The organism is Arthrobacter sp. alpha11c, from assembly GCF_054149985.1.
In genome coordinates, this window is record NZ_CP196747.1 from 1,710,345 (window position 1) to 1,732,426 (window position 22,082).

Sequence of the window (22,082 nt, forward strand, 5' to 3'; positions counted from 1 at the left end):
CCTTGGATCGGATCCCCATCCGCGCCTATCGTTCCGCCGGCCTGGCTCAGGGGAAGTTGAGCCAGGAAGACAGTTCGATGGGCGGCTGGAGATCCCATCCAAGGACCGGGGCCAAGGCCCCATCCCCCGGTTAGATGAACCCGGGCAGATTGTCATCGTCGGTTTCCGAGAAGGCTGCTTCCTTCTCGGCGAGGTATTCATTCCAAGCCTCGGCATCCCAGATCTCCGCGCGGGTACCGGCACCGATAACTGCCAATTCCCGGCCAAGCCCCGCATAGGCCCGGAGCGCCGGCGGAATCGTCACGCGCCCCTGCTTGTCAGGTACCTCGTCAGAGGCCCCAGACAGGAAAACCCGAATGTAATCACGAGCCTGCTTGGAGGACAGTGGTGCCTCCCGCATCGATTCGTGAATCCGCTCGAATTCCTTCTGGCTGAAGACGTAAATGCAACGTTCCTGACCCCTTGTGAGAACCAGGCCCTCGGCAAGTTCCTCACGGAACTTCGCGGGAAGTATGATCCGGCCCTTTTCATCAAGGCGTGGGGAATGGGTGCCAAGAAACACCGGCCCACCGCCCCTCAGTCAAGGTGCCCGTTCATACCAAACCTGCCATTACCCTCTTATGCGCTCCACTTTACTCCACAAAGCCCCACAGTCAACGCACTACAGGGTGTTTCTCCACCACTTTGAGTTTCCGGAGGCCCGTAATTGCGCGGATCCAAGAGGTCTGGTGGGAAGTGGAGGACAGAGGAAGGCCTGGGTGCACGCCCAATGGGCCACGGCTGGAATCAGGCGCAGAGGTGGTGGCGCTGCGACTCCACAGTGGGCTGCCAATCCTGAAGGGGTGGAAAGTGGAGGACGGTGCAGCAAGGAGGACTGGGGGTTAAACGCAAAAAGACCCATCAAGGGTCCTTTGTGTCCCCTGCAACTCAGGGGCATGCACCATTTATCGGCGCAGGTATTAAGGAATCGTCGCTTGGAAAGGTTCCAGCTCCAGGCTTATGCTGGCGCTCACGCTCAATTATCGTCGCGGCGGCGCTCGTCCCAGCGCTCCTCAAGGTTGCTCATGAACGAACTCTTGGACTTTGACCTTCCGGCTTTCCCTTTCCGGGCCTTGCCGAACGCCGCGCCCCTAAGAGTCGCAAAATAGACACCTGCGCCCATCACCACGAAGCCGAGGACACCCACGAAAATCTGTTGGAGTGACACGCCGACCAGTAGCAAAAGGATGCCTGCGATGGCACCAAGGACACCAATTATCACGTGCCGGGTTGACCAGCTGCGGATGGGATCCGAACCCATGGTGTTGGCAAACTTCGGATCGTCCTCATGAAGCTGCTTCTCAAGTTGCTCAAGCAGCTTCTGTTCATGCTCCGAGAGGGGCATCGCGACCTCCTTTAGTCAGCCAGCGTCTGGACGAATCGCGGCCTGTGCGTCTGTTTCCAAAACGATCGGGCCACGAAAAGCGTTCCCAAAAATTTCCGCTTTGTTAGCGGACATCCTGGGACCGACTGCTCAGGAAACAGCTGTCCAGACGATCTAAATATCTGTACTAATTAGGATAGTTTGTCAGGCGCTGTTCTGAAAGACGCGCGGAAGGCACCTGCGGGGCATCGATGCGGTCATTAGACGTCAGGAGTCTTTCCTGGATCCAGGAGCCTGGCCGGGAGCAACGTTTTGGAGCCGAATCGTTCCGCAACGCGGTCAAGGGCCTGCTCCGCGGCCCGCCAGTTGTCATCGCGTCGATCAAGGCTGAGCTGCAGGGACGCTTGGCCCGCCGGTTCCAACTGCTCCGCACGGACACCCACAAGACGAACACTCATGGATCGTGCCCCCAGGGATTCCAGCAGTTGCACGGCAACCTGGTAAATAAGCTGGGCGCTGTCAACCGGAGTATGCACCGTCCGGCTGCGGGTCACAGTGGAAAAGTCGGCGTATCGGAGTTTCAAAGCTACGGTTCGGGCCAGCATCCCGGAACTGCGCAGCCGCGCTGCCGTGCGATGGGACAACCTGAGGAGCTCGCGGTGCAGCAGGGCGTCGTCTGCCGAATCTGTGGCGAAGGTCTCTTCCGCCCCGATACTCTTTTCCAGCCTCGTAGGTGTGACTGGCCTGGGGTCTATTCCCATGGACAGCCGGTGCACATGCTCTCCGCTTGCGCCAAGGACCCCTTTCAGCGATGCCACCGGCGTAGCCGCAACGTCGGCCACGGTCCGGATACCGAGGCGTGCCAGCACCTCGGCGGTCTTTCCACCGACGCCCCAGAGGGCACTGACCGGCAGGCTGTGGAGGTACGGGATGGTGTCCTCGGCGTCGATCTGGAGGATGCCATCCGGCTTGCAACGGGTGGATGCGATCTTGGCCACAAACTTGGTTCCGGCAATCCCCACTGAAGCGGTGATACCAAGCTCAGACCGAACCCGTTTGCGGATGAGGTGGCCGATGTCCAAGGGAGATCCGAGACGGCGGATTGCACCGCCGACGTCCAGGAAAGCCTCGTCAACGCTCAGCGGCTCCACGAGGTCCGTGATGGAGGCGAAGATCTCCATGAGCTGCGCTGAGACCTCGTAGTAGAGCTTGTGGCGCGGCTGGATGATGACAGCTCCCGGGCACATCCGCATGGCAATAGCCATGGGCATCGCTGACTTCACACCTGTGGCCCGGGCTTCGTAGGACGCCGACAACACGACGGAACGTTCAGCAGGGAAGCCGACGATCACTGGCTTGCTCCGCAGGTCCGGCCGGCTGCGCAATTCCACGGAGACGAAAAAGGCGTCCATGTCCACGTGCAGGATGCTGGTTCGCCGCTGTTCCCGCAGTGCATCTTGAGCGCTGCGGGCCGGTTCGCTGCCCGCGCTTTGGGCGCTACCGAATGCTTCCTGACTCACAACGGCAATACTATGCCCGGCCACTGACTAAACTGGAGGCATTGTCCCCCGTCAGCCCAAGGAAGGATACCCCTGTGAAGCTCTTTGGAACTCCTCAATCGCGAGGGTTTGCCCTGCTCGCAGCGAGTGTCGCCCTGGCGGTTTCCGCCTGTACTCCGTCCACCAACAGCCCGGCTGCCCCATCCGCATCGGGGAGCTCCTCTGATTCCGCCACGGCTGCGCCCTCTTCCCCAGCCTCCCCCTCATCCTCGTCACAGGCTCCTGACTCATCCGGATCAGCCGGACCTGTTCCCGGCGCGACGGCTACGGTGGGCGCCTTGGTCCCCGGCTTTCCGGAACAGCTCATCCCGGTGATGCCCAAGACGTCCGTGCGCTCAAGCAGCTTTGACAAAAACGTATCTCCTGCCACCGTTGCCCTCGTAGGAACGGTGAAAGCCCCGCCGGAAAGCGTGGTGGATTACTACAAGACTTCGCTTGAAGCGCAAGGATTCAAGGTTGTTCCGGGCGCCCAAGCCGTAGGCAACGTCACGTCGATCGACTTCATCCGCGGTGACGGTGAAACCGTGAACGTATCGGTGAGGCAAAAGGAAGGCGTTTCCACGTTCACCATTGGCGCGAACGTGGCGGCCGGGTCCGTCAAGTGACGCCGGCTTCCCAACTCCACACGGAGCAACTCGAGTTTATTGGTGGCATAGCCGGGAAGCTGAATGAGTTCCTGGCCGTCCAGCAGGACATGATGGCTACGATTTCGCCGGACGTCGCGCCCCTTATGGGGTCAATATCGAACCTCGTCACAGGCGGAAAACGGCTCCGTGCACTGATGTGCTACTGGGGCTGGCGGGGTGCGGGCGGTCCCGCCGGTGACGCAGACATCCTGACGGCCGGCTGCGCTTTGGAACTTTTCCAAGCCGCGGCCCTCATCCATGACGACATCATTGACCGTTCGGATACGCGTCGCGGAGGTCCCAGTGTGCACCGTCGCTTCAGCCAACTCCATGAGGCCAATGGATGGGCGCTGGACAATGAACGGTTCGGCCATGCAGCGGCGATCTTGACCGGCGATTTGTGCCTTTCCTTCAGCGAGGAATCCTTCACGGAAATCGGCCCCAGGGCAGCTGCAGGAAGCGAAGCACGCCGTATTTTCAACCTCATGCGGGCCGAGGTAATGGCAGGGCAATACCTGGACATTCTCGAGGAAGTAGCCGGTCCTGTACGCGATCGCGCGGGTTCCGTGGAGCGCGCCACCTCGATTATTCGCTATAAGTCCGCAAAATATTCCACCGAGCACCCTCTGGCCCTGGGTGGAGCGTTGGCAGGCGCATCGAAGGACCTGCTGAAGGCATATTCGGCATTTTCATTGCCGTTGGGCGAGGCGTTCCAATTGCGCGATGATGTCCTGGGCGTTTTCGGCGATCCGGAGACGACAGGAAAACCTGCGGGCGATGACCTCCGCGAGGGCAAACGGACAGTGCTCGTTGGATTTGCCATTAACCTCGCTCCCGCGGACGAGGCCACCTACTTGGACGAAATGCTGGGGAAGCCGGACCTCGGCGAGGACGAAGTTTCCAGAATCCGCCACATAATGGTCGACTGTGGAGCCCTTGATGCCACGGAGTCGCTAATTGCCGAGCTGAGCGACAAAGCCTTCGCCGCCTTGGAACAGCTGCCACTGGAAGAATTACCGCTCACGGCATTGCGCCAACTGGCTGAGGCCGCTGTCAGTCGGGCTGCTTGACTGGGTTTTCCAGGCGTTAAGTTCTTCCAGGCGTTGAGACGACGACGGCGGTCAAGAACCGCCGTCGTCCGCTGTTTAACTGCTTATGACGGAATCTGAACTGCCGACTACCAGGCGAGAGACTGGGCGCGACGCCGAATCTCCGTCTTGCGTCCTTCGCGCAACGCATCCACAGGCCGTCCCCGCAATGAATCATCAGGCGTAAACAACCACACGATGAGTTCTTCGTCGTTATAACCAGCATCGCTAAGAACCGCAATGGTTCCCTTCAAGCTGTCTACGACGTGTCCATCCTGAATAAACAGCGCCGGAATCGAGCGGATATTCCGCTCTCCCCGCCTGATGGCCACCAGCGCACGCTCATCCAACAGTCCATGGACTTTGGTGATGGAAACTCCCAACAGCTCGGCGACATCCGGCAGCGGCAACCAGTCGGAAACAAGGCTTTCTACATTACTCACGGAACAAGGTTGCCACGCCGGGCTGCCAGTCGCCTAGCCGGAGCACGACGGCGGTCCCTCCGTGCGGGAGAAAGTCGCCTTTTGAGGGGTATGAATTCCGCGAAGAGATTTCCATGGTGCAGGAATTGTTGTGCGGGATGAATAAGTGTGAGAGATTCACACTGATCACACTTGCAACATTGATAACATCAGTAACATTGGCAACACTGGTAACAGCGGCAACACAAACTATTCCCGCTGCTGAGATGAGGACACACTCCATGACGACGCCCCGCTCGCCGAAACGAACCATGAGCATGCCGGTAATTGCGGCAACCACGGCTGCGCTTCCCGCCGTGGTTTTGTCCTCGCTTGCCTTGGCCCAGCCAGCCACGGCTGCACCGGCACCCCAGCCGCGCAAGGTTCCCGCTACCCTCGCTGCTGCCATGAAGGCCCAGGCCACCAAAGTGGGCAATGTGATTCCCGCCCAAGCGGTTGCGGCAACGCTTCCTGCCGCCCTGCGGCCTATGGCTCCCTCCGTGCCGGACACATACAAGATCGTCCGCGGAGACACCATCAGTGCCATTGCGCGCCGCTTCAACCTGGACACGTCCGCTGTCCTGCAGTTGAACAAGCTCACGGCAACAACGCTGATTTACCCTGGCCAGACCATCAAACTCACTGGCACTGCCCCGGCCGCCCCTGACCAGGCGCCGGCCCCGGCGCCAAGCGCACCTTCAAGTGCCACCACCTACACGGTGGTTTCGGGCGATACGCTGGGCGCGATCGCCGCCCGGCACGGCGTCCCGCTGTCCAGCATCTTCAGCTGGAACAATCTCAGTGGAAGCTCCATCATCTACCCCGGCCAGAAGATCAAGGTCAGTGGCGACTCTTCGCCCTCGGCTCCCTCTGCTCCTGCACCTGCGCCCGCACCCGCACCTGCGGCCACTCCCGTGGCCAATACGGGCTCCTACACCATCAAAGCGGGCGACACCCTGAGCTCCATCGCATCGCGTCACAACGTTTCGTTGTCAGCGCTGATGAGCGTCAATACAGTTTCAGCAACGACTGTTATTTACCCAGGACAGAAGCTCACCATCCCCGGCACTACGTCACTGCAGCCCGCCGGGGAAACCAAGCCCCTGGTGCCGAGCTCGTTCCTCGGCTTTACGTACCCGCCCGCTGTTGTCAGCTCCGCCAACGAGAACAAGGCGTTGCTGAACGCTTCGCCTGTGCCTAGCCGGGATGAAATGAAAGCAATCGTGGCTGATACCGCCCGGCGCATGGGAGTCAGCCCCTCATTGGCACTTGCCTTCGCCGAGCAGGAATCCGGCTTCGACCAGCGCGCGGTTTCCCCCGCCAACGCCATTGGAACCATGCAGGTCATTCCTTCCTCCGGCCAATGGGCATCTGATTTGGTGGGACGCAAGCTCAACCTCCTGGATCCATATGACAATGCAACGGCCGGCGTCGCCATCATCAGGGCACTCATCGCCACCAGCAAAGACCTGGACAACGCCATCGCGGGTTACTACCAAGGGCAGTACTCGGTCAGCAAGTACGGCATGTACGACGACACCAAGCGCTACGTCGAATCGATCAAGGCCCGCCAACGTACTTTCGGCTAGGCCGTCCCCAAGCACCTTCGGACGAGGCCCGGGTCCTTTGCGGATTCGGGCCTCCTCCCTGCCTCGATTAGGATCGTATGGTGCAGGAACAAACGCAGGACCACCTCATCGGGACCACGGTGGACGGGCGCTACCATGTCCGATCACGCCTTGCCAGGGGTGGAATGTCCACCGTTTACCTGGCCACGGACCAGCGCCTGGAGCGCGACGTGGCCCTCAAAGTCCTGCACCCGCACCTGGCCAATGACGAGACGTTCCTGGAGCGGCTCAGCCGCGAGGCCAAGGCCGCCGCCAGCCTGTCCCATCCCCACGTTGTCAGCGTGCTGGACCAGGGCGAAGACGGTCATATCGCTTATCTGGTGATGGAGTATGTCAAAGGCCATACACTCCGCGACGTCATCAACCAGCAGGGTGCACTTCCACCGCGCCTTGCCCTCGCCCTGATCGACCCGGTCATCGAAGGTCTGGCGGCAGCCCACGGATCCGGACTCATCCATCGGGACATCAAGCCCGAGAACGTGCTCATAGCCGAAGACGGCCGGATCAAGGTAGGCGACTTCGGACTAGCCAGGGCTGTCACTGCCACCACAAGCACTGGCGCCTTGATCGGCACGGTGGCGTACCTCGCTCCCGAATTGGTGCTCGGCAAACCCGCCGATGCGCGCAGCGACGTCTACTCAGCGGGCATCATGCTTTACGAAATGCTCACAGGCAAGCAGCCATACGCTGGCGAGTCCCCGATTCAAGTTGCGTACCAGCACGTCAACGCCGTGGTTGGCCGCCCCTCCGAGGCTGCTCCCGGTCTTGCCGAAGACCTGGACGAACTGGTGCAGTGGTGTACTGCTGTGGACGCCGAAAACCGACCCGTGGACGGCTCCGCCTTGCTATCCGAACTGCGCCACATCCGGACCACACTGAGCGACGAACAATTGGACCACAGGCAGCCGTCCTCCCGGCCCCTCTCCCCTGGCGCTGCTGCTGGGGCAGCGGGTTCCATCGGGGCAGTCGCTTCCGCGGGTCCTGCTTCCGGCGCCGCCCGACAGGGGGCCACCCCGCAGGAGAATCCCACCGAGGCCCTTGCCGCGACAGCATCGCCCACCGAATTCATCCCACACCAGAGCAACCCGACAACCGTGATGGCAGCGTCTGCGCGGCAACCACGCAACGCCGGCTTGGCCCTTCCCGGTGTGGATGATGACCTGCGCCAGCCTGGCAAACGGGAGCAGAAAAAACTGGAGCGGCAACAGGCTAAAGACCAAGCCCGGGCTGCTGCCACCCCGGTGCGCCCCTTGCGTGAAGGAAATCCGCGGCGACGCGCTGTTATTTGGACCGTCGTGATCGTGATCCTGGCGCTGCTGGCAGGTTCTGCCGGATGGTTCTTCGGCATGGGGCCTGGATCTCCAGGCACCGTTCCCGATGTCAAGAACAAGACAGTGGCCGAGGCCCAACAACTCCTGCGAACAGCAGGATTCCAGTCCGAGCCCAAGGACGTGTTCGACGACGACGTCCAGGCTGGACTCGCCGTCGGGACTGAACCCAAATCGGGGGAAGTGGTACGGAAATTTCAACCCATCGCCCTTTTCGTTTCGAAAGGCGCACAGCTCTTCGCGCTGCCCGCGCTGACAGGCGGAACCCTGGATCAAGCAAAGGCTGCCCTGAACGCCGCCCAAATGACCCTCGGCAATGTCGCTGAGGCTTTCGACGAAAAGATCCCCGCGGGCACTGTCATCTCCCAGGACCCTGCCCCGGGCAAAGAAGTCCGCCATGGCACGCCGGTATCCTTCGTTGTGTCCAAGGGACCCCAGCCCATCCCCGTCCCCGATGTTCGGGGTTTGCCGCAGGATGCTGCCGTGAAAGCACTTCAGGATGCCGGGTTGAAGGCCGTTGTCGCTCCGGAGACAGTCAACGACAAATCTGTTCCCAAGGGCGCCGTTGTGGCACAGTCCCCTGGCAACGGCACGCTCGTCCGCGGCGAAACGGTGACCCTGACGCTGTCCAAGGGACCCAAGCTGGTGAAGGTGCCGAGCTTTATTGGCAAGCAGGCGGATGATGCCGAGAAGGAACTGAAAAAGCTCGGCTTCAAAGTAGAGATCAACAAGATCTTGGGGGGCTTCTTCGGCACAGTCCGCGATCAAAACCCCGTGAACACCGAAGTACCTGAGGAGTCAGTGGTGACATTGACCGTGGTCTAGCGAGTCGGCGGGACGACGGTCCGAAAGTTTAACGGAAAGGGGGCGGTCAGGATTCATCCGGACCGCCCCTTTTCTCGTATTTACCAGCGTTTACTATCGCTTGGACAGGGCTCCTGCTACCAGGAACGCCATCTCAAGTGACTGCATGTGGTTCAGGCGCGGATCGCAGACAGACTCATAACGGTCCAGGAAAGCGTCCTGGTCGATCGGATCTGCGCCACCGAGGCACTCGGCGACGTCGTCGCCGGTCATTTCGACATGCAGGCCGCCCGGAACCGTTCCCAGGGAGTGGTGTACCTCGAAGAATCCACGTACTTCATCGATGACGTCGTCGAAGTTGCGGGTCTTGTACCCGTTTGGCGAGGTCACCGTGTTGCCGTGCATCGGGTCTGTCACCCACAGGACCTGGGCACCGGAAGCGGTAACGCGCTCGACGACGGCCGGCAGCTTTTCGCGGATGTTGGTGGCTCCCATGCGCGTAATGAATGTCAGGCGCCCGGGTTCGCGGTTCGGGTCCAGCTTGTCGATAAGGCGCAGGGCATCGTCGCCGCTGGTGGTAGGGCCGAGCTTGACTCCGATGGGGTTCCGCACACGGGAAAGGAAGTCCACGTGGGCATGATCGAGTTCGCGGGTCCGCTCGCCGATCCAGAGGAAGTGGGCGGAAGTGTCGTACGGCAGGCCAGTGCGGGAGTCGATGCGGGTCAATGCCCGTTCGTAGTCGAGCAGCAGTGCCTCGTGGCTGGCGAAGAACTCAACCCGCTTGAGGGCCTCGAAGTCAGCACCACACGAGTCCATGAACATGATGGCTCGGTCAATGTCACGGGCAAGGGACTCGTACCGGGCATGTGCCGGGTTCTCAGTGAAGCCCTTGTTCCACTGATGGACCAGCCGAAGGTCCGCGAAGCCACCCTGGGTGAATGCGCGGATCAGGTTCAGTGTGGATGCCGAGGTATGGTATGCCTGCAGCATCCTGCCGGCGTCGTGCGCGCGGGACTCGGGTGTGAAGTCGTAGCCGTTGACGATATCTCCCCGGTACGCGGGAAGTGTCACGCCGTCGCGGGTTTCATCGTTGGATGAGCGTGGCTTGGCGAATTGGCCCGCCATGCGGCCCATCTTGATGACCGGCATCGCAGCACCGTACGTGAGCACGACGGCCATCTGGAGGATCGTCTTGACCCGTGCGCTGATCTTGTCCGCCGTGGCGGCTTCAAAGGTTTCTGCGCAGTCTCCCCCCTGCAGGAGGAAAGCCTTGCCCTGGGCGGCCGCAGCCAAGCGCTCCCGAAGAACGTCAACTTCGCCGGCAAATACCAAAGGCGGAACGACGGAAAGTTCCTTAACGGAGGCCTTGAAGACCTCAGAGTCAGACCACGTGGGCTGCTGGGAAATCGGCAGGTCCCGCCAGGCGTCGAGACCGGGGTAATTTGCAGCCCCACTCTGAGCCGTGCTGGCGAGTGGGTCTACTACGGGGGGTGCGGTGTTCGCGGTTAGCTCAGTCACCCTTCAAGAGTAGTAGCCTCCGCCAATGTTGGGGCACTGCAGGCGTAACTGTCCCTGCCGGATGCGTCACAGTCCCCCGCTGGCTGCTCCCCCGTCTTCCGTGGGTCCGTCCTTGTCATCAGCGATGTCTGAAGGAGCCTCTTCGGCTGCTTTGACTTTCCCAACAGTCCCGGGACCTTTCCCATCCATCCGGGCTTTGACCACAGCTGCATATTCGTCCACATACTCCTGGCCGGAAAGCCGCATCAACTCGTACATGATTTCGTCAGTTACGGCCCTTTGAATGAGCCGGTCATCTTCCATGCCGTAATAGCGGCTAAAGTCCATGGGCTGCCCAAAGATCACACCGATACGGCGAATGCTGGGCAGCCTCTTGCCAATGGGCTGGACCTTTTCCGTGCCAATCATGGCCACCGGCACTACAGGGACACGGGTCTGGAGTGCGAGCCGGGCAACACCCACCTTGCCGCGGTAGAGCTTGGCGTCCGGACTGCGGGTGCCTTCGGGGTAGATTCCCAAGAGCCCGCCGGAATTCAGGACGTCCTTCCCGGCTTGCAGCGATAGCTCCGATGCGGCTCCGCCGGAACGGTCCATGGGCAGTTGGTTGGTCAACCTGAAGAACAGCGCCGTCGAGCGGCCCTTCATGCCCTTGCCGGTGAAGTACTCGGACTTGGCAAGGAAGATCACGGGCCGATCCACCATCAGGGGAAGGAATATGGAGTCCGAAAAAGACAAATGGTTGGACGCCAGGATCGCCGGGCCGTTTTCGGGGACGTTGTCCAGCCCTTTGACCCATGGCCTGAACAGGAGTTTGAGAACAGGACCAAGAAAGATCCTCTTCATGACCCAATAGAACACGTTTGTCCTCTCACGGCCGGTTTACGGGCGTCCTTCCGGCCAAGCCGGCGGCGCTCAACAGCAACCCTACTCCAGTGAGAAATGTCGGGAAGAGTGACACGATGGAGCCATGACGGAACGCAACCAACCAGCCGCGCCGCTCGCCTTCCACCATCCCGGCCACGGAGCCAATGCTTCCACCGGAGTGGCCATCTGCCACGGATTTACGGGTAGCCCGCTGAGCGTCCTGCCTTGGGCCGAGTATCTGGCCGGGCAGGGCTTTTCCGTTTCAGTGCCTTTGCTTCCCGGTCACGGAACCAGCTGGCACGATCTCGCCACCACACGCTGGCAGGATTGGTACAGGACATTTGAGCGAAGCTATCTGGACCTTGCCGCCAGGACCGAAAGGTGTTTTGTGGCAGGCCTGTCCATGGGCGGTGCAGTTGCCCTCCGCGTCGCTTCACTGCACGATGTTCCGGGCCTGGTCCTGGTGAACCCGGGGTTGAGTTTCTACGATCGCCGCGTCAGGTACGTCGGAGCACTCAAGTACGTCATGCGGACCACCTCACCCATTGAGGAAGAAAAGCCGACGGCGGCCGCCACACAGGACGGTGACTACTCAAAGACGCCCTTGAAGTCCGTGCACGAACTGAAGAAGCTCTTTCGCCAAGCAACCCGTGCCCTCCCACAAATTCAAGCACCGGCACTTGTCTTCAAATCTTCAGTGGACGGTGTCATCCCGCCCAGTTCCGTAGCGATGATCAGCAGGCATATGGACCCATCACGGCTCAAGGTGGTGACCCTCCCGGCGAGCGGGCACGTGGCCACGTTGGATGTGGATGCACCCACCATCTTTGAAGAATCGGCGGAGTTTTTCCGTCAGCATGCCGCGGACAGAGTAGCCTCAGAGTCATCATGAAAATGCTTCCCGACTTCTCCCCGTTCCTCAGCAACTGGACTGGCTCAGGCCCCCGGGTTGGCGTCGTCATGTCACACGGGTTTACGGGAAGCCCCCACAGCGTCCGGCCCTGGGCCGAGCACCTGGCAGCAGCGGGATATGCCGTCAGGGTTCCGTTGCTCCCCGGGCATGGAACTACCTGGCAGGATATGGCCACGCGTTCATGGCATGAATGGCACCGGGCCGTTGACGATACCTACAGGGAACTGGCAGGCGAATGCGATTTCGTCTTCGCGGCCGGACTGTCCATGGGCGGAACACTGGCCCTGCGCATTGCGGCGACACGGCCCGTGGCCGGCACTATTGTGGTCAACCCAGGTCTGGTACTTGATGACCCTCGGGCTGTCATCGTTGCGGCCCTGAAGTACGTCGTGAAGAGCACTCCGGCGATCGCCAATGACATTTTGAAGCCGGACCAGGACGAAGGGGCATATTCCCGCACCCCGGTTGCAGCGGCCCACGAGTTGAAGAAGATGTACAAGGATACTGCCGCGCTATTGCCCCGCATTAGTTCGCCCGTCCGGGTCTTTCGCTCCACAGTGGACAATGTCATCTCCAACGCCAGCCTCGAGTTCCTCCGTGCACGGGTCCAGGCGCCCGTTGACGTCACCTACCTCAGCAACAGCCATCATGTTGCGACCCTGGACAATGACGCCCCTGAAATCTTCACGGGAACTGTCAACTTCATCCAAAAGACCATGGCGGCACTGGCCGGCAACGGGTCTTCCCTCGAAAAGGACAAAGCCGATGAACAGGCCTGATCCCAACTCTGCCGATCAGAGCGCCAACAAAGATGACGACGCCGTCTGGTTGGATTTGGTGGCCCGGCTGGAAGCGACGGAATCCTCACCACTCGGAGAGGCCTCCGAACCGGGTCGGCTGGAAAGGGACCAGGCAGGATCCTCGCCGGCCGGGAAAGACGCGCCAGCCAGGGAAGACGCACCAAAGGCCTTCAGGGACTTTGATCCGCTGGGACTGTCGTCTCAGGCCACGGCGCCAGCGCCTGATGCCCGGACACCACAAGGAGAAAAGGAACAATCAGACGGCGGGCCCCTGGGTCCCCGCGATTTCGAGGTGGACGACGACGACGGCGCCTTCGTGCCCGAGGAGCCTCCCAGCCTGGTAGGAACCGACCCGCTGACCATGCTGGCATGGATCGGCGCTGTGGGCGGCCCCCTCGCCCTGCTTTTCACGGCGATGTTTTGGCGTTCGGCACCGTTGCTGGCCATCCTTGGCATCGTGGTGGCCTTTGCAGCTTCCGTCGTCTACCTGATCATGCGGCTACCGCACGAGAAAAACGAGGACGACGACGGCGCCCGCATCTAGCTGCTCTCGCGCCTGCTGAATTGTGGGCTTTCCTCGCTGTTGGCTTTCCTGTATGTGGTCTTTATCAGCTGTGGGCACGGCCGCTGACCCTGGAAAGGTCAGCAGCGCCGATCATGCCTGCACGGGGTCCGAGAGCGGCGAGCTCAATCCTTGCCATCGGACGGAATCCACGCCCCGTCAAATTTCGGGCGAATGCCTCACGGGCCGGTCCGGCAAGCAGATCTCCTGCGTCGCACAATCCGCCGCCGATCACGAACATACCCGGATCCAGTGCCGCCGCCAGGTTGGCAAGCCCCAAGCCCAACCATTCACCTTGGTCCGCCAACAGTTCCCTTGACGTGGAGTCCCCGGCAAGCGCCAACGCGGTAACTGCAGCACCGGTGATGCTCTCCTCCACACCTCCCGCCCGCTCAAGGAGTGCGCGGCCCTCAGGCGAGTTGGTTCGCACCAATTGGCGGGCCTCACGGCCGAGGGCGTTGCCTGACGCGTATTGTTCCCAGCAGCCACGGTTGCCGCATTCGCAACGGTGCCCGCCGGGGAAAATGATCTGGTGGCCGAATTCGCCAGCCACACCGTAGCGGCCGCGTTCAACCCGCCCGTCCATCACCATTGCACCGCCGATGCCCGTGCCCAGCGTGATGCACACCAGGCGGCTCTCACCCTGGCCGGCGCCAAAGCGCCACTCCGCCCAGGCGGCCGCGTCGGCGTCGTTCGTTAGCAAAACCGGCCGCCTAAGGAGATTCTGCAGGCTTTCCCTCAGGGGTTCGTTGCGCCAGGCGAGATGCGGGCTGAACAGGACCGTACCGCCGTCGAGGTCCATCCAACCTGCCGCGCCAATACCCACGGAGGCAATCCGGTGGTCCGCGCTGAGTTCGTCAACCAGTTCCACGATGGTCTGCTCCACGGCCCGGGGGTCGGCGCCGGGAGTGGACCTGCGCGCCTCAGCAAGGATCCTGCCCTCGGCGTCAACCACGCCGGCAGCTACCTTGGTGCCGCCGATATCAATGCCGATGGCCAGCCCACGCCGGCCTAAATGACTCCTGCGCCCAGCCCAGGGAACGTCCTTCCAGGCAGCGACTGGCGGCCGGGGCCGGGCACGGGAACTGGACCGTAGTGAAGGCATCCCAACATCCTATTCTGCCGGGCAGGGCAAGCAGACATCGCCAAGCGCTGGACAACGCCAAGTTGCTCGAAACGGACGGTCATCCGTAAAGTTACTCGCCAGTAGGTTAAATAGGACACACCTCCGCGAGTGGACATACTAGAGTGAAAGCAGCCTCTCGCGGCCCATGGATATCAAAGGAGCTACCGTGCGTGAATTCAGTGTTCCGCCTCTTGTCAATGTTGCCCCTGAAACCAACATCACGGACCTCGTGGTCCGGGAAGCCGCCAAGCCTTCAAATCCGGCCCTGTTCGCCAAGCTGGACAGCAATGCACAATGGCAGGACATCCGTGCCACGGACTTCCTTGCCGACGTCAAGGCCTTGGCAAAGGGCCTGATCGCCAGTGGAGTGGGCGCCGGTGACCGCGTCGGCATTATGTCCCGGACCCGTTATGAATGGTCGCTGGTGGACTTTGCCATCTGGTTCGCCGGAGCCGTTTCTGTCCCGATTTATGAGACCTCTTCCCCGTCGCAGGTGGCATGGAACCTGGGCGACTCCGGTGCTGTGGCCGCCTTCGGTGAAGCCGCCCATCACGAGGACATCATCAGGCAAGCTGTCGCGGCCGAAGACATTCAGTCAGTGGCCAACGTCTGGCAGCTTGAGGGTGCCGGCCTTGATGCCCTTCGCGCCGCTGGCACCAGCGTCACCGATGAGGAACTCGAGACGCGCCGCTCCGCTGCGGGCCTGACGGACCTGGCCACCATCATCTACACCTCCGGAACCACAGGCCGGCCCAAGGGCTGCGAGCTGACCCACGGAAACTTCGTGGAACTCTCCGAGAATGCCCGTGCGGCGCTGGGCGAAATCATCAACGAGTCGGCCAAGACCATCATGTTCCTCCCGCTGGCCCACGTCTTTGCGCGCTTCATCTCCGTCCTGGCCGTTGCAGGGGGCGTCAAAGTTGCCCACACTCCGGATATCAAGCATCTGCTGGCCGATCTGCAGAGCTTCCAGCCAACGTTCATCCTTGCTGTGCCGCGTGTCTTCGAGAAGGTCTACAACTCGGCACTGACCAAAGCCGAGGACAGCGGCAAGGGCGCCATCTTCCACCGTGCGGTGGACACGGCGATCGAGTACTCCAAGGCGCGCCAGGCCGGCTCCCTGGGCTTGGGGTTGAAGCTCAAGCATGCAGTGTTCGACAAACTCGTCTACGGAAAGCTCCGCGACGCCATGGGCGGACATGTGGCACACGCCGTCTCCGGTGGCGGACCCCTGGGCGAACGCCTGGGCCACTTCTTCCAAGGCATAGGCCTGCAGATCCTGGAGGGATACGGTCTGACAGAAACCGCGGCGCCCATCTCCGTCAACACACCCTCGATGATCAGGATCGGCACCGTCGGCGCCCCGCTTCCGGGCAACGCCGTCAAGATCGCGGACGACGGCGAAATTCTCGCCAAGGGCGTCTGCGTCATGCGTGGCTACTACAAGCGCGAAGACCTCACCGGGGAAACCTTTGCCGACGGGTGGTTCCGCACCGGGGACATCGGTGAACTGGATAGCAATGGCTTCCTCAAGATCACCGGGCGCAAGAAGGAAATCATCGTTACGGCCGGTGGAAAGAACGTGGTTCCTGCGCTGCTGGAAGACCAGATCCGCGCAGACGCGCTCGTTTCCCAGGTCCTGGTAGTGGGCGATAACCGTCCGTTCATCGGTGCTTTGGTGACCTTGGATGAGGAGGCGTTGCCGGGATGGCTGGAACGCCACGGACTTCCATCCGGTACCTCCCTGGCGGAAGCTGCCGGGAACCCGGTAGTAAGGGCTGCCGTCCAGGACCTCATCAGCAAAGCCAACCAGTCTGTCTCCCAAGCGGAGGCGATCAAGTCCTTCCGGATAGTCCCCGCGGACTTCACGGAGGCTTCAGGCCACCTCACTCCGTCGCTGAAGGTCAAGCGCGCTCAGGTCATGAAGGACTTTGACGCCGTGATCGAAGAGATGTATTCAGCGCCCCGCGCGCAGTAGTTACTGAACACAGCACAGCAAAAACACCACCGTAAACGAAAAACCCCTTCCGGAATTCCTCCGGAAGGGGTTTATCGTTTGTGGATCGTTAGCCGATCACGAGCAGCAAATCGCCGCCCTGCACCTGCTCCACCGAGGAGATGGCCAGGCGCGAGACCGTGCCGGCCACCGGCGTCGTGATGGATGCTTCCATCTTCATTGCCTCTATGGTGGCAACGGTATCGCCGGCGTTGACGACGTCGCCCGCTTTGACCGTGACCGTGACGGCTCCAGCGAACGGGGCTGCGACCTGGCCGGGCTGTGCTGGGTCGGCCTTCTCCGCCGCCTTGACGTTGCTCACTACGGAACGGTCACGGACAACCACCGGACGCGACTGGCCGTTGAGCGTACACATCACTGTACGCATGCCCTTCTCGTCAGCCTCGGACACGGCCTCAAGCTGGGCAATGAGGCGGACACCCTTCTCCAGCTCGATCACGTGCTCTGAGCCCTGCTGGAAACCGTAGAGGTAATCACGGGTGTCCAGCACGGAGATATTGCCGTAGGTCTCCACACTCTTGAGGTAGTCCTTGGTAGGACCTGCGAAGAGCAACCGGTTCAGAGTGTGCTGGCGGGTCTTCGAATCACCCTTCAGCGCGGCGCTGTCCTCTGAACTGATCTCGACGTCGCGGACCTTGATGCTGCGGCCTTGGAGTGCCTTGGTACGGAACGGCTCGGGCCAGCCTCCGGGAGGATCTCCGAGTTCGCCGGAAAGGAAGCCGATGACGGAGTCCGGGATGTCGTAGTTCTGCGGATTCTCGTTGAAGTCTTCCGGGTCCGCGTTCAGTCCAACGAGGTGCAGGGCAAGGTCACCCACCACCTTGGAGGAAGGAGTCACCTTGACCAGGCGGCCAAGGATGCGGTCTGCCGCCGTGTACATGTCCTCGATGGCTTCGAACTGCTCCCCCAAGCCCAAGGCAATGGCCTGCTGGCGAAGGTTGGATAGCTGGCCACCTGGGATCTCGTGCTGGTACACACGCCCTGTGGGACCCGGCAGGCCGGACTCGAACGGCGCGTAGACACGCCGAACCGCTTCCCAGTAAGGCTCCAGTGCACCGACGTTGGCAAGGCTCATCCCGGTATCGCGCGGCGTATTGGCCAATGCCGCCACCAGCGCCGAAGCGGCAGGCTGGCTCGTAGTCCCGGCCAAGGAGGCAGCAGCGACGTCAACGGCGTCCACTCCGGCGTCGACGGCCGCCAGAAGCGTTGCGAGCTGCCCACCCGCGGTGTCATGCGTGTGCAGGTGCACGGGCAGGTCGAAACGCTCTCGCAAGGCGGAGACGAGCTTGGCAGCCGCAGCGGGACGCAGGAGACCTGCCATGTCCTTGATGGCGAGGATGTGGGCACCGGCGTCGACGATCTTCTGGGCAAGGTCCAGGTAGTAGTCGAGGGTGTACAGGTCCTCGTTGGGGTCAAGGAGGTTACCGGTGTAGCAGAGTGCGACCTCTGCGACGGCAGTCCCTGTTGCACGCACAGCCCGGATTGCCGGGGCCATCTGGTTGACGTCATTGAGGGCGTCGAAGATGCGGAAGATGTCAATGCCGGTAGCCGCTGCCTCGTTGACGAACGCCTCGGTCACCTCTTCCGGGTAAGGCGTATAACCAACAGTGTTGCGTCCGCGGAGAAGCATCTGGATACAGGTGTTCGGCAGCGCCTGGCGCAGAGCAGCCAAGCGGTCCCAAGGGTCCTCCCCAAGGAAGCGAAGCGCGACGTCGTACGTTGCACCGCCCCAGGCCTCCACGGAAAGCAGCTCCGGCAGCAACGCCGTGACGGCCGGGCCGGCCGCTACGAGGTCGCGGGTGCGGACTCGTGTTGCCAGGAGCGACTGGTGTGCGTCACGGAAAGTGGTATCAGTGACGGCCACGGCCTGCTGCTCGCGAAGTGCCTTGGCGAAGCCCTCCGGTCCAAGTTCCAGCAGTTTCTGGCGCGAACCTGATGTGGGAACCGGGCCATCGACCACGGGCAGCTTGCTGGCGGGGTCAGAGTGGACCTTGAGCTCGCCATTGGGCTTGTTCACGGTGACCTCGGCCAGCCAGGTGAGCAGCTTGGTTCCACGGTCGGCAGAGATGTGGGACTTGAGCAGTTCAGGGCGCTTGTCGATAAAGTCCGTGGCTACGTTACCGGCGTTGAAGTCCGGATCGGCCAGCACGGCCTGCAGGAACGGAATGTTGGTGGACACGCCGCGGATGCGGAATTCCGCCAGGCCACGCCGCGCACGGGCAACCGCAGCCGGGTAATCGCGGCCTCGGCACGTCAGCTTGACGAGCATGGAGTCGAAGTGCGGGCTGATCTCGGCACCGGAGTAGACCGTACCGCCGTCGAGACGCACGCCCGCGCCACCTGCGGAACGGTAGCCGGTGATCTTTCCGACGTCCGGGCGGAAGCCGTTGGCCGGATCCTCCGTGGTGATGCGGCACTGCAGCGCGGCACCCTTGATGGATACTGTTTCCTGGCTCAGGCCAAGGTCCGCGAGGGTCTCCCCCGAGGCAATACGCATCTGCGCCTGCACGATGTCCACATCCGTGATTTCTTCGGTCACAGTGTGCTCAACCTGGATGCGGGGGTTCATTTCAATGAAAACGTGCTGGCCGGCGCGCTCACCCTCGGTGTCCACCAGGAACTCAACCGTTCCGGCGTTGACATAGTTCAGGGCCTTGGCGAAGGCTACGGCGTCACGGTAGAGCGCTTGGCGGATGTTTTCATCCAAGTTGGGCGCTGGCGCGATTTCCACTACCTTCTGGTGGCGGCGCTGCAACGAACAGTCACGCTCGAACAGGTGCATGACGTTACCTTCGGCGTCCGCCAGGATCTGCACCTCGATGTGGCGCGGGCGCAGCACCGCCTGCTCGAGGAACATCGTGGGATCGCCAAACGCGGCATCGGCCTCGCGCATGGCGGACTGCAGGGCCTCGGGGAGGGCTTCACGGGTCTCCACGCGACGCATGCCACGTCCACCACCGCCGGCAACGGCCTTGGCGAAGATCGGGAAGCCGATTTCGTCGGCTGCCGCGATCAGTTCGTCGAGGTCCTTTGAAGGCTTGCTCGACTTCAGCACGGGGACACCTGCCTTGCGGGCAGCTTCCAAGGCAGCAACCTTGTTGCCTGCGAGCTCCAGGACCTCCGCGGGCGGACCCACGAAGGTGATTCCCGCAGCCTTGGCTGCACGGGCCAGGTCCGGGTTTTCCGAGAGGAAGCCATAGCCGGGGTAGATGGCGTCGGCGCCGGCTTCCTTGGCGACGCGGACGACCTCCTCGACGTCCAGGTAGGCGCGGACAGGGTGGCCCACCTCGCCGATCAGGTAAGCTTCGTCGGCCTTCTGCCGGTGGATCGAGTTGCGATCCTCGTGCGGAAAGACGGCTACGGTCTTGGCGCCCAGTTCATAACCAGCGCGAAACGCCCTGATCGCGATTTCGCCGCGATTGGCCACCAGAATTTTCGAAAACATACTTCTCCTGCATCATTGCGGGTGGATCGGTCGGTGGTCACAGTGTGTAGTGCCGCCAGCATCAAACACAAATCTTTGTGGCAACCATCACAATGGAATCGTCATCTGGGCTGTATATGCGTGCGCGCGACTCCCCATCGTGCTAATGCTCTCAGCATCCCCCGGCGTCCGGGCGCGTAGAAAGCGGGAATCCACGGCCCCGCCCCATATGATGTTGGAGGGGCTTCGGCAAGCCCCGGCTCCGGCGTTCCCGGAGCGGAAAACAGCGCGATACGGCAACCGGCGTTAGGTTTTGGGTTTTCAAGTGCAAGTAGTCAGCATCAGCAGCCTCAAAGGCGGAGTGGGAAAGACGTCCGTGACCACCGGCCTGGCGTCCGCGGCCCTCGCGGCCGGCATTCCAACCCTCGTGGTGGACCTCGATCCCCATGCCGACGCTACGACGGCACTCGGCGTCCAGCGAGGCGAGCAGTTGGACATTGGCCGTATGCTCAAGAGTCCCCGGAAAGCCAAACTCCCCGAGAACGTCGCCAGCAGCAGCTGGGTCTCCAACGGTTCCAGCGGCGGCAAGCTTGACGTTGCTGTCGGATCCGCGTTCACGGGCATCTACGATCGCCCGGACCTCGGCCGACGCGACCTTCGCAGGCTCTCCGCCGTTCTTGCAGGCACCACCAACTACGAACTGATCCTTGTGGACTGCCCTCCTTCGCTGAACGGGCTCACGCGCATGGCATGGAGCGCGAGCGACCGCGTAGTACTCGTGGCCGAGCCCGGTCTGTTCTCCGTGGCCGGTACCGAACGAACCATGCGCGCCATCCAGTTGTTCCGGCAGGAATTTGCTCCGCACCTGGCGCCAGCGGGAATTGTCGCCAACCGCGTTCGCACCGGGTCAGCCGAGCACACCTTCCGGCTGTCCGAGATGGAGTCCATGTTCGGCGAGTTGCTCCTGACCCCGCACATTCCAGAACAAGCGAATTGGCAGCAGATCCAAGGGGCGGCGCATTCCGTTCACCACTGGCCAGGCGATTCCGCCAAAAACTCCGCAAAACTTTTCGACGCACTCTTGCAGAGCCTGCTTCAGGGCCAAACCAGCTCGCGGAATCGGCAGCAGCGCTAACCCGCAACGCACCAGCCGCACAACGGAAGAAGCCGCACCCTGCATCGAGGGGCGGCTTCTTCCGTTACTAAGAGATCCAGTTGGGCTTTTTCAGCCAATACGGCGTGCAACCCGCCGCTTGCTCAATTCGTCGTCCGGAAAGGACTGCTCGGCGGCGTGCTCGCTCGGAAGCGCGGCAAGGCTTCCCTCGACTTCCCGCCATACACGTCCCACCGCTATGCCAAAGACACCCTGTCCGCCTTGCACGAGGTCAATGACTTCGTCGGCAGAGGTACATTCGTAGACACTGGCGCCATCGCTCATCAGCGTAATCTGCGCAAGGTCTTCAACGCCACGCTCGCGAAGATGCTCAACGGCAGTGCGGATCTGCTGGAGGGAAACACCGGTATCAAGCAGTCGCTTGACCACCTTCAGCACCAAAATGTCGCGGAATCCATAGAGACGTTGCGAGCCGGAACCCGCAGCTCCACGGACGGCCGGCTCGACCAAGCCGGTGCGTGCCCAATAGTCCAGCTGACGGTACGTGATACCTGCAGCTTTGCAGGCAGTCGGCCCGCGGTAGCCCGCGTCCTCGTCCAGCACGGGAAGGTCCTCTGTGAAGAGCAAACCTTGGGCGCCGGATGCGGGCGCAGCAATGCCGGTCGAGGCCTGCTTCAGCTCGCCTGCTTCGCCTTTCGGACTCACGTGACCTCCTTGTTCTCAGTTCCCTTGGGGACGGTGCGTACCACTGATCACAACGCCGAAAATCAGCCGTGTAATTCCCACAAGTCGGCACCTTCCAGTGTGACTTGCGCGGGCAGTGTATGCAACGGGAACTTGATACCTTCGACGTTAGGCCCGGGAGGGCCCTAGGTCAAAGACCCCGG

18 protein-coding genes are annotated in these 22,082 nt (G+C 61.8%); 9 read left to right on the forward strand and 9 right to left on the reverse strand.

The annotated features are described in order from the left end of the window. Window positions 1–130 precede the first annotated feature (130 nt). The 3 genes from mraZ to dinB all read right to left on the reverse strand — a co-directional run bounded on the left by mraZ (window position 131) and on the right by dinB (window position 2,883). Window positions 131–562 (reverse strand): division/cell wall cluster transcriptional repressor MraZ, encoded by a 432-nt coding sequence (gene mraZ / locus ACTAQJ_RS07815; protein ID WP_223936683.1) that lies wholly within the window; start codon window positions 560–562, stop codon window positions 131–133. 453 nt (window positions 563–1,015) lie between these two features. After that, window positions 1,016–1,384: an SCO2097 family morphological protein gene (locus ACTAQJ_RS07820; protein WP_431119646.1), complete on the reverse strand. Its 369-nt coding sequence runs from the start codon at window positions 1,382–1,384 to the stop codon at window positions 1,016–1,018. 239 nt (window positions 1,385–1,623) lie between these two features. Then, window positions 1,624–2,883: a DNA polymerase IV gene (gene dinB / locus ACTAQJ_RS07825; protein ID WP_431119645.1), complete on the reverse strand. Its 1,260-nt coding sequence runs from the start codon at window positions 2,881–2,883 to the stop codon at window positions 1,624–1,626. A 74-nt stretch (window positions 2,884–2,957) separates the two neighbouring features. On the opposite strand from dinB, the gene ACTAQJ_RS07830 reads away from it, so the two are divergent. After that, window positions 2,958–3,527, forward strand: a complete 570-nt coding sequence (locus ACTAQJ_RS07830) for a hypothetical protein (protein WP_498701614.1) — start codon at window positions 2,958–2,960, stop codon at window positions 3,525–3,527. Continuing rightward, on the forward strand, window positions 3,524–4,618 hold the full coding sequence (locus tag ACTAQJ_RS07835) for a polyprenyl synthetase family protein (protein WP_498701615.1): 1,095 nt from the start codon (window positions 3,524–3,526) through the stop codon (window positions 4,616–4,618). The genes ACTAQJ_RS07830 and ACTAQJ_RS07835 overlap by 4 nt, the downstream gene beginning before the upstream one ends. A 107-nt stretch (window positions 4,619–4,725) precedes the next feature. Here ACTAQJ_RS07835 and ACTAQJ_RS07840 read toward each other — a convergent pair whose 3' ends face one another. Next, the gene (locus ACTAQJ_RS07840) at window positions 4,726–5,079 is read right to left on the reverse strand and encodes an Rv2175c family DNA-binding protein (RefSeq protein WP_216922937.1); all 354 of its coding nucleotides are present in this window, start codon (window positions 5,077–5,079) and stop codon (window positions 4,726–4,728) included. A gap of 260 nt (window positions 5,080–5,339) precedes the next feature. Here ACTAQJ_RS07840 and ACTAQJ_RS07845 point away from each other — a divergent pair, with 260 nt between their 5' ends. Both ACTAQJ_RS07845 and pknB read left to right on the forward strand, forming a co-directional pair. After that, window positions 5,340–6,686 (forward strand): lytic transglycosylase, encoded by a 1,347-nt coding sequence (locus tag ACTAQJ_RS07845; RefSeq protein WP_498701616.1) that lies wholly within the window; start codon window positions 5,340–5,342, stop codon window positions 6,684–6,686. A gap of 77 nt (window positions 6,687–6,763) precedes the next feature. After that, the gene (gene pknB / locus ACTAQJ_RS07850) at window positions 6,764–8,878 is read left to right on the forward strand and encodes a Stk1 family PASTA domain-containing Ser/Thr kinase (protein WP_498701617.1); all 2,115 of its coding nucleotides are present in this window, start codon (window positions 6,764–6,766) and stop codon (window positions 8,876–8,878) included. Window positions 8,879–8,971: 93 nt separating this feature from the next. On the opposite strand, the gene ACTAQJ_RS07855 is transcribed toward pknB, so the two are convergent. Continuing rightward, window positions 8,972–10,375 (reverse strand): class II 3-deoxy-7-phosphoheptulonate synthase, encoded by a 1,404-nt coding sequence (locus ACTAQJ_RS07855; RefSeq protein ID WP_431119635.1) that lies wholly within the window; start codon window positions 10,373–10,375, stop codon window positions 8,972–8,974. A gap of 66 nt (window positions 10,376–10,441) precedes the next feature. Continuing rightward, window positions 10,442–11,233, reverse strand: coding sequence for a lysophospholipid acyltransferase family protein (locus ACTAQJ_RS07860; protein WP_431119634.1), 792 nt, complete (start codon window positions 11,231–11,233; stop codon window positions 10,442–10,444). Between the two features lie 109 nt (window positions 11,234–11,342). Here ACTAQJ_RS07860 and ACTAQJ_RS07865 point away from each other — a divergent pair, with 109 nt between their 5' ends. From ACTAQJ_RS07865 to ACTAQJ_RS07875, 3 genes are read left to right on the forward strand one after another with little or no spacing between them, the layout of a single operon-like run. After that, window positions 11,343–12,131, forward strand: a complete 789-nt coding sequence (locus ACTAQJ_RS07865) for an alpha/beta hydrolase (protein ID WP_498701618.1) — start codon at window positions 11,343–11,345, stop codon at window positions 12,129–12,131. Continuing rightward, the gene (locus tag ACTAQJ_RS07870; protein WP_498701619.1) at window positions 12,128–12,931 is read left to right on the forward strand and encodes an alpha/beta hydrolase; all 804 of its coding nucleotides are present in this window, start codon (window positions 12,128–12,130) and stop codon (window positions 12,929–12,931) included. Before ACTAQJ_RS07865 ends, ACTAQJ_RS07870 begins: the two co-directional genes overlap by 4 nt. After that, the gene (locus tag ACTAQJ_RS07875) at window positions 12,918–13,496 is read left to right on the forward strand and encodes a hypothetical protein (protein WP_498701620.1); all 579 of its coding nucleotides are present in this window, start codon (window positions 12,918–12,920) and stop codon (window positions 13,494–13,496) included. Before ACTAQJ_RS07870 ends, ACTAQJ_RS07875 begins: the two co-directional genes overlap by 14 nt. 64 nt (window positions 13,497–13,560) lie before the next feature. Here the strand turns inward: ACTAQJ_RS07875 and ACTAQJ_RS07880 are convergent, their stop codons facing one another. Further along, window positions 13,561–14,619 carry an ROK family protein gene (locus tag ACTAQJ_RS07880; protein WP_498701621.1) on the reverse strand — a complete coding sequence of 353 codons (1,059 nt, stop codon included), beginning with the start codon at window positions 14,617–14,619 and terminating at the stop codon, window positions 13,561–13,563. A gap of 187 nt (window positions 14,620–14,806) precedes the next feature. On the opposite strand from ACTAQJ_RS07880, the gene ACTAQJ_RS07885 reads away from it, so the two are divergent. Beyond that, on the forward strand, window positions 14,807–16,618 hold the full coding sequence (locus ACTAQJ_RS07885; RefSeq protein WP_498701622.1) for an AMP-dependent synthetase/ligase: 1,812 nt from the start codon (window positions 14,807–14,809) through the stop codon (window positions 16,616–16,618). Window positions 16,619–16,706: 88 nt separating this feature from the next. Here ACTAQJ_RS07885 and ACTAQJ_RS07890 read toward each other — a convergent pair whose 3' ends face one another. After that, window positions 16,707–20,102 (reverse strand): pyruvate carboxylase, encoded by a 3,396-nt coding sequence (locus tag ACTAQJ_RS07890; protein WP_498701623.1) that lies wholly within the window; start codon window positions 20,100–20,102, stop codon window positions 16,707–16,709. Window positions 20,103–20,406: 304 nt separating this feature from the next. On the opposite strand from ACTAQJ_RS07890, the gene ACTAQJ_RS07895 reads away from it, so the two are divergent. Then, entirely contained in the window at window positions 20,407–21,216 is an 810-nt protein-coding gene (locus ACTAQJ_RS07895) for a ParA family protein (RefSeq protein ID WP_431119624.1), read from the forward strand. Window positions 21,217–21,306: 90 nt separating this feature from the next. Here the strand turns inward: ACTAQJ_RS07895 and ACTAQJ_RS07900 are convergent, their stop codons facing one another. Continuing rightward, window positions 21,307–21,900 (reverse strand): MerR family transcriptional regulator, encoded by a 594-nt coding sequence (locus ACTAQJ_RS07900; RefSeq protein WP_275965381.1) that lies wholly within the window; start codon window positions 21,898–21,900, stop codon window positions 21,307–21,309. Window positions 21,901–22,082 lie beyond the last annotated feature (182 nt).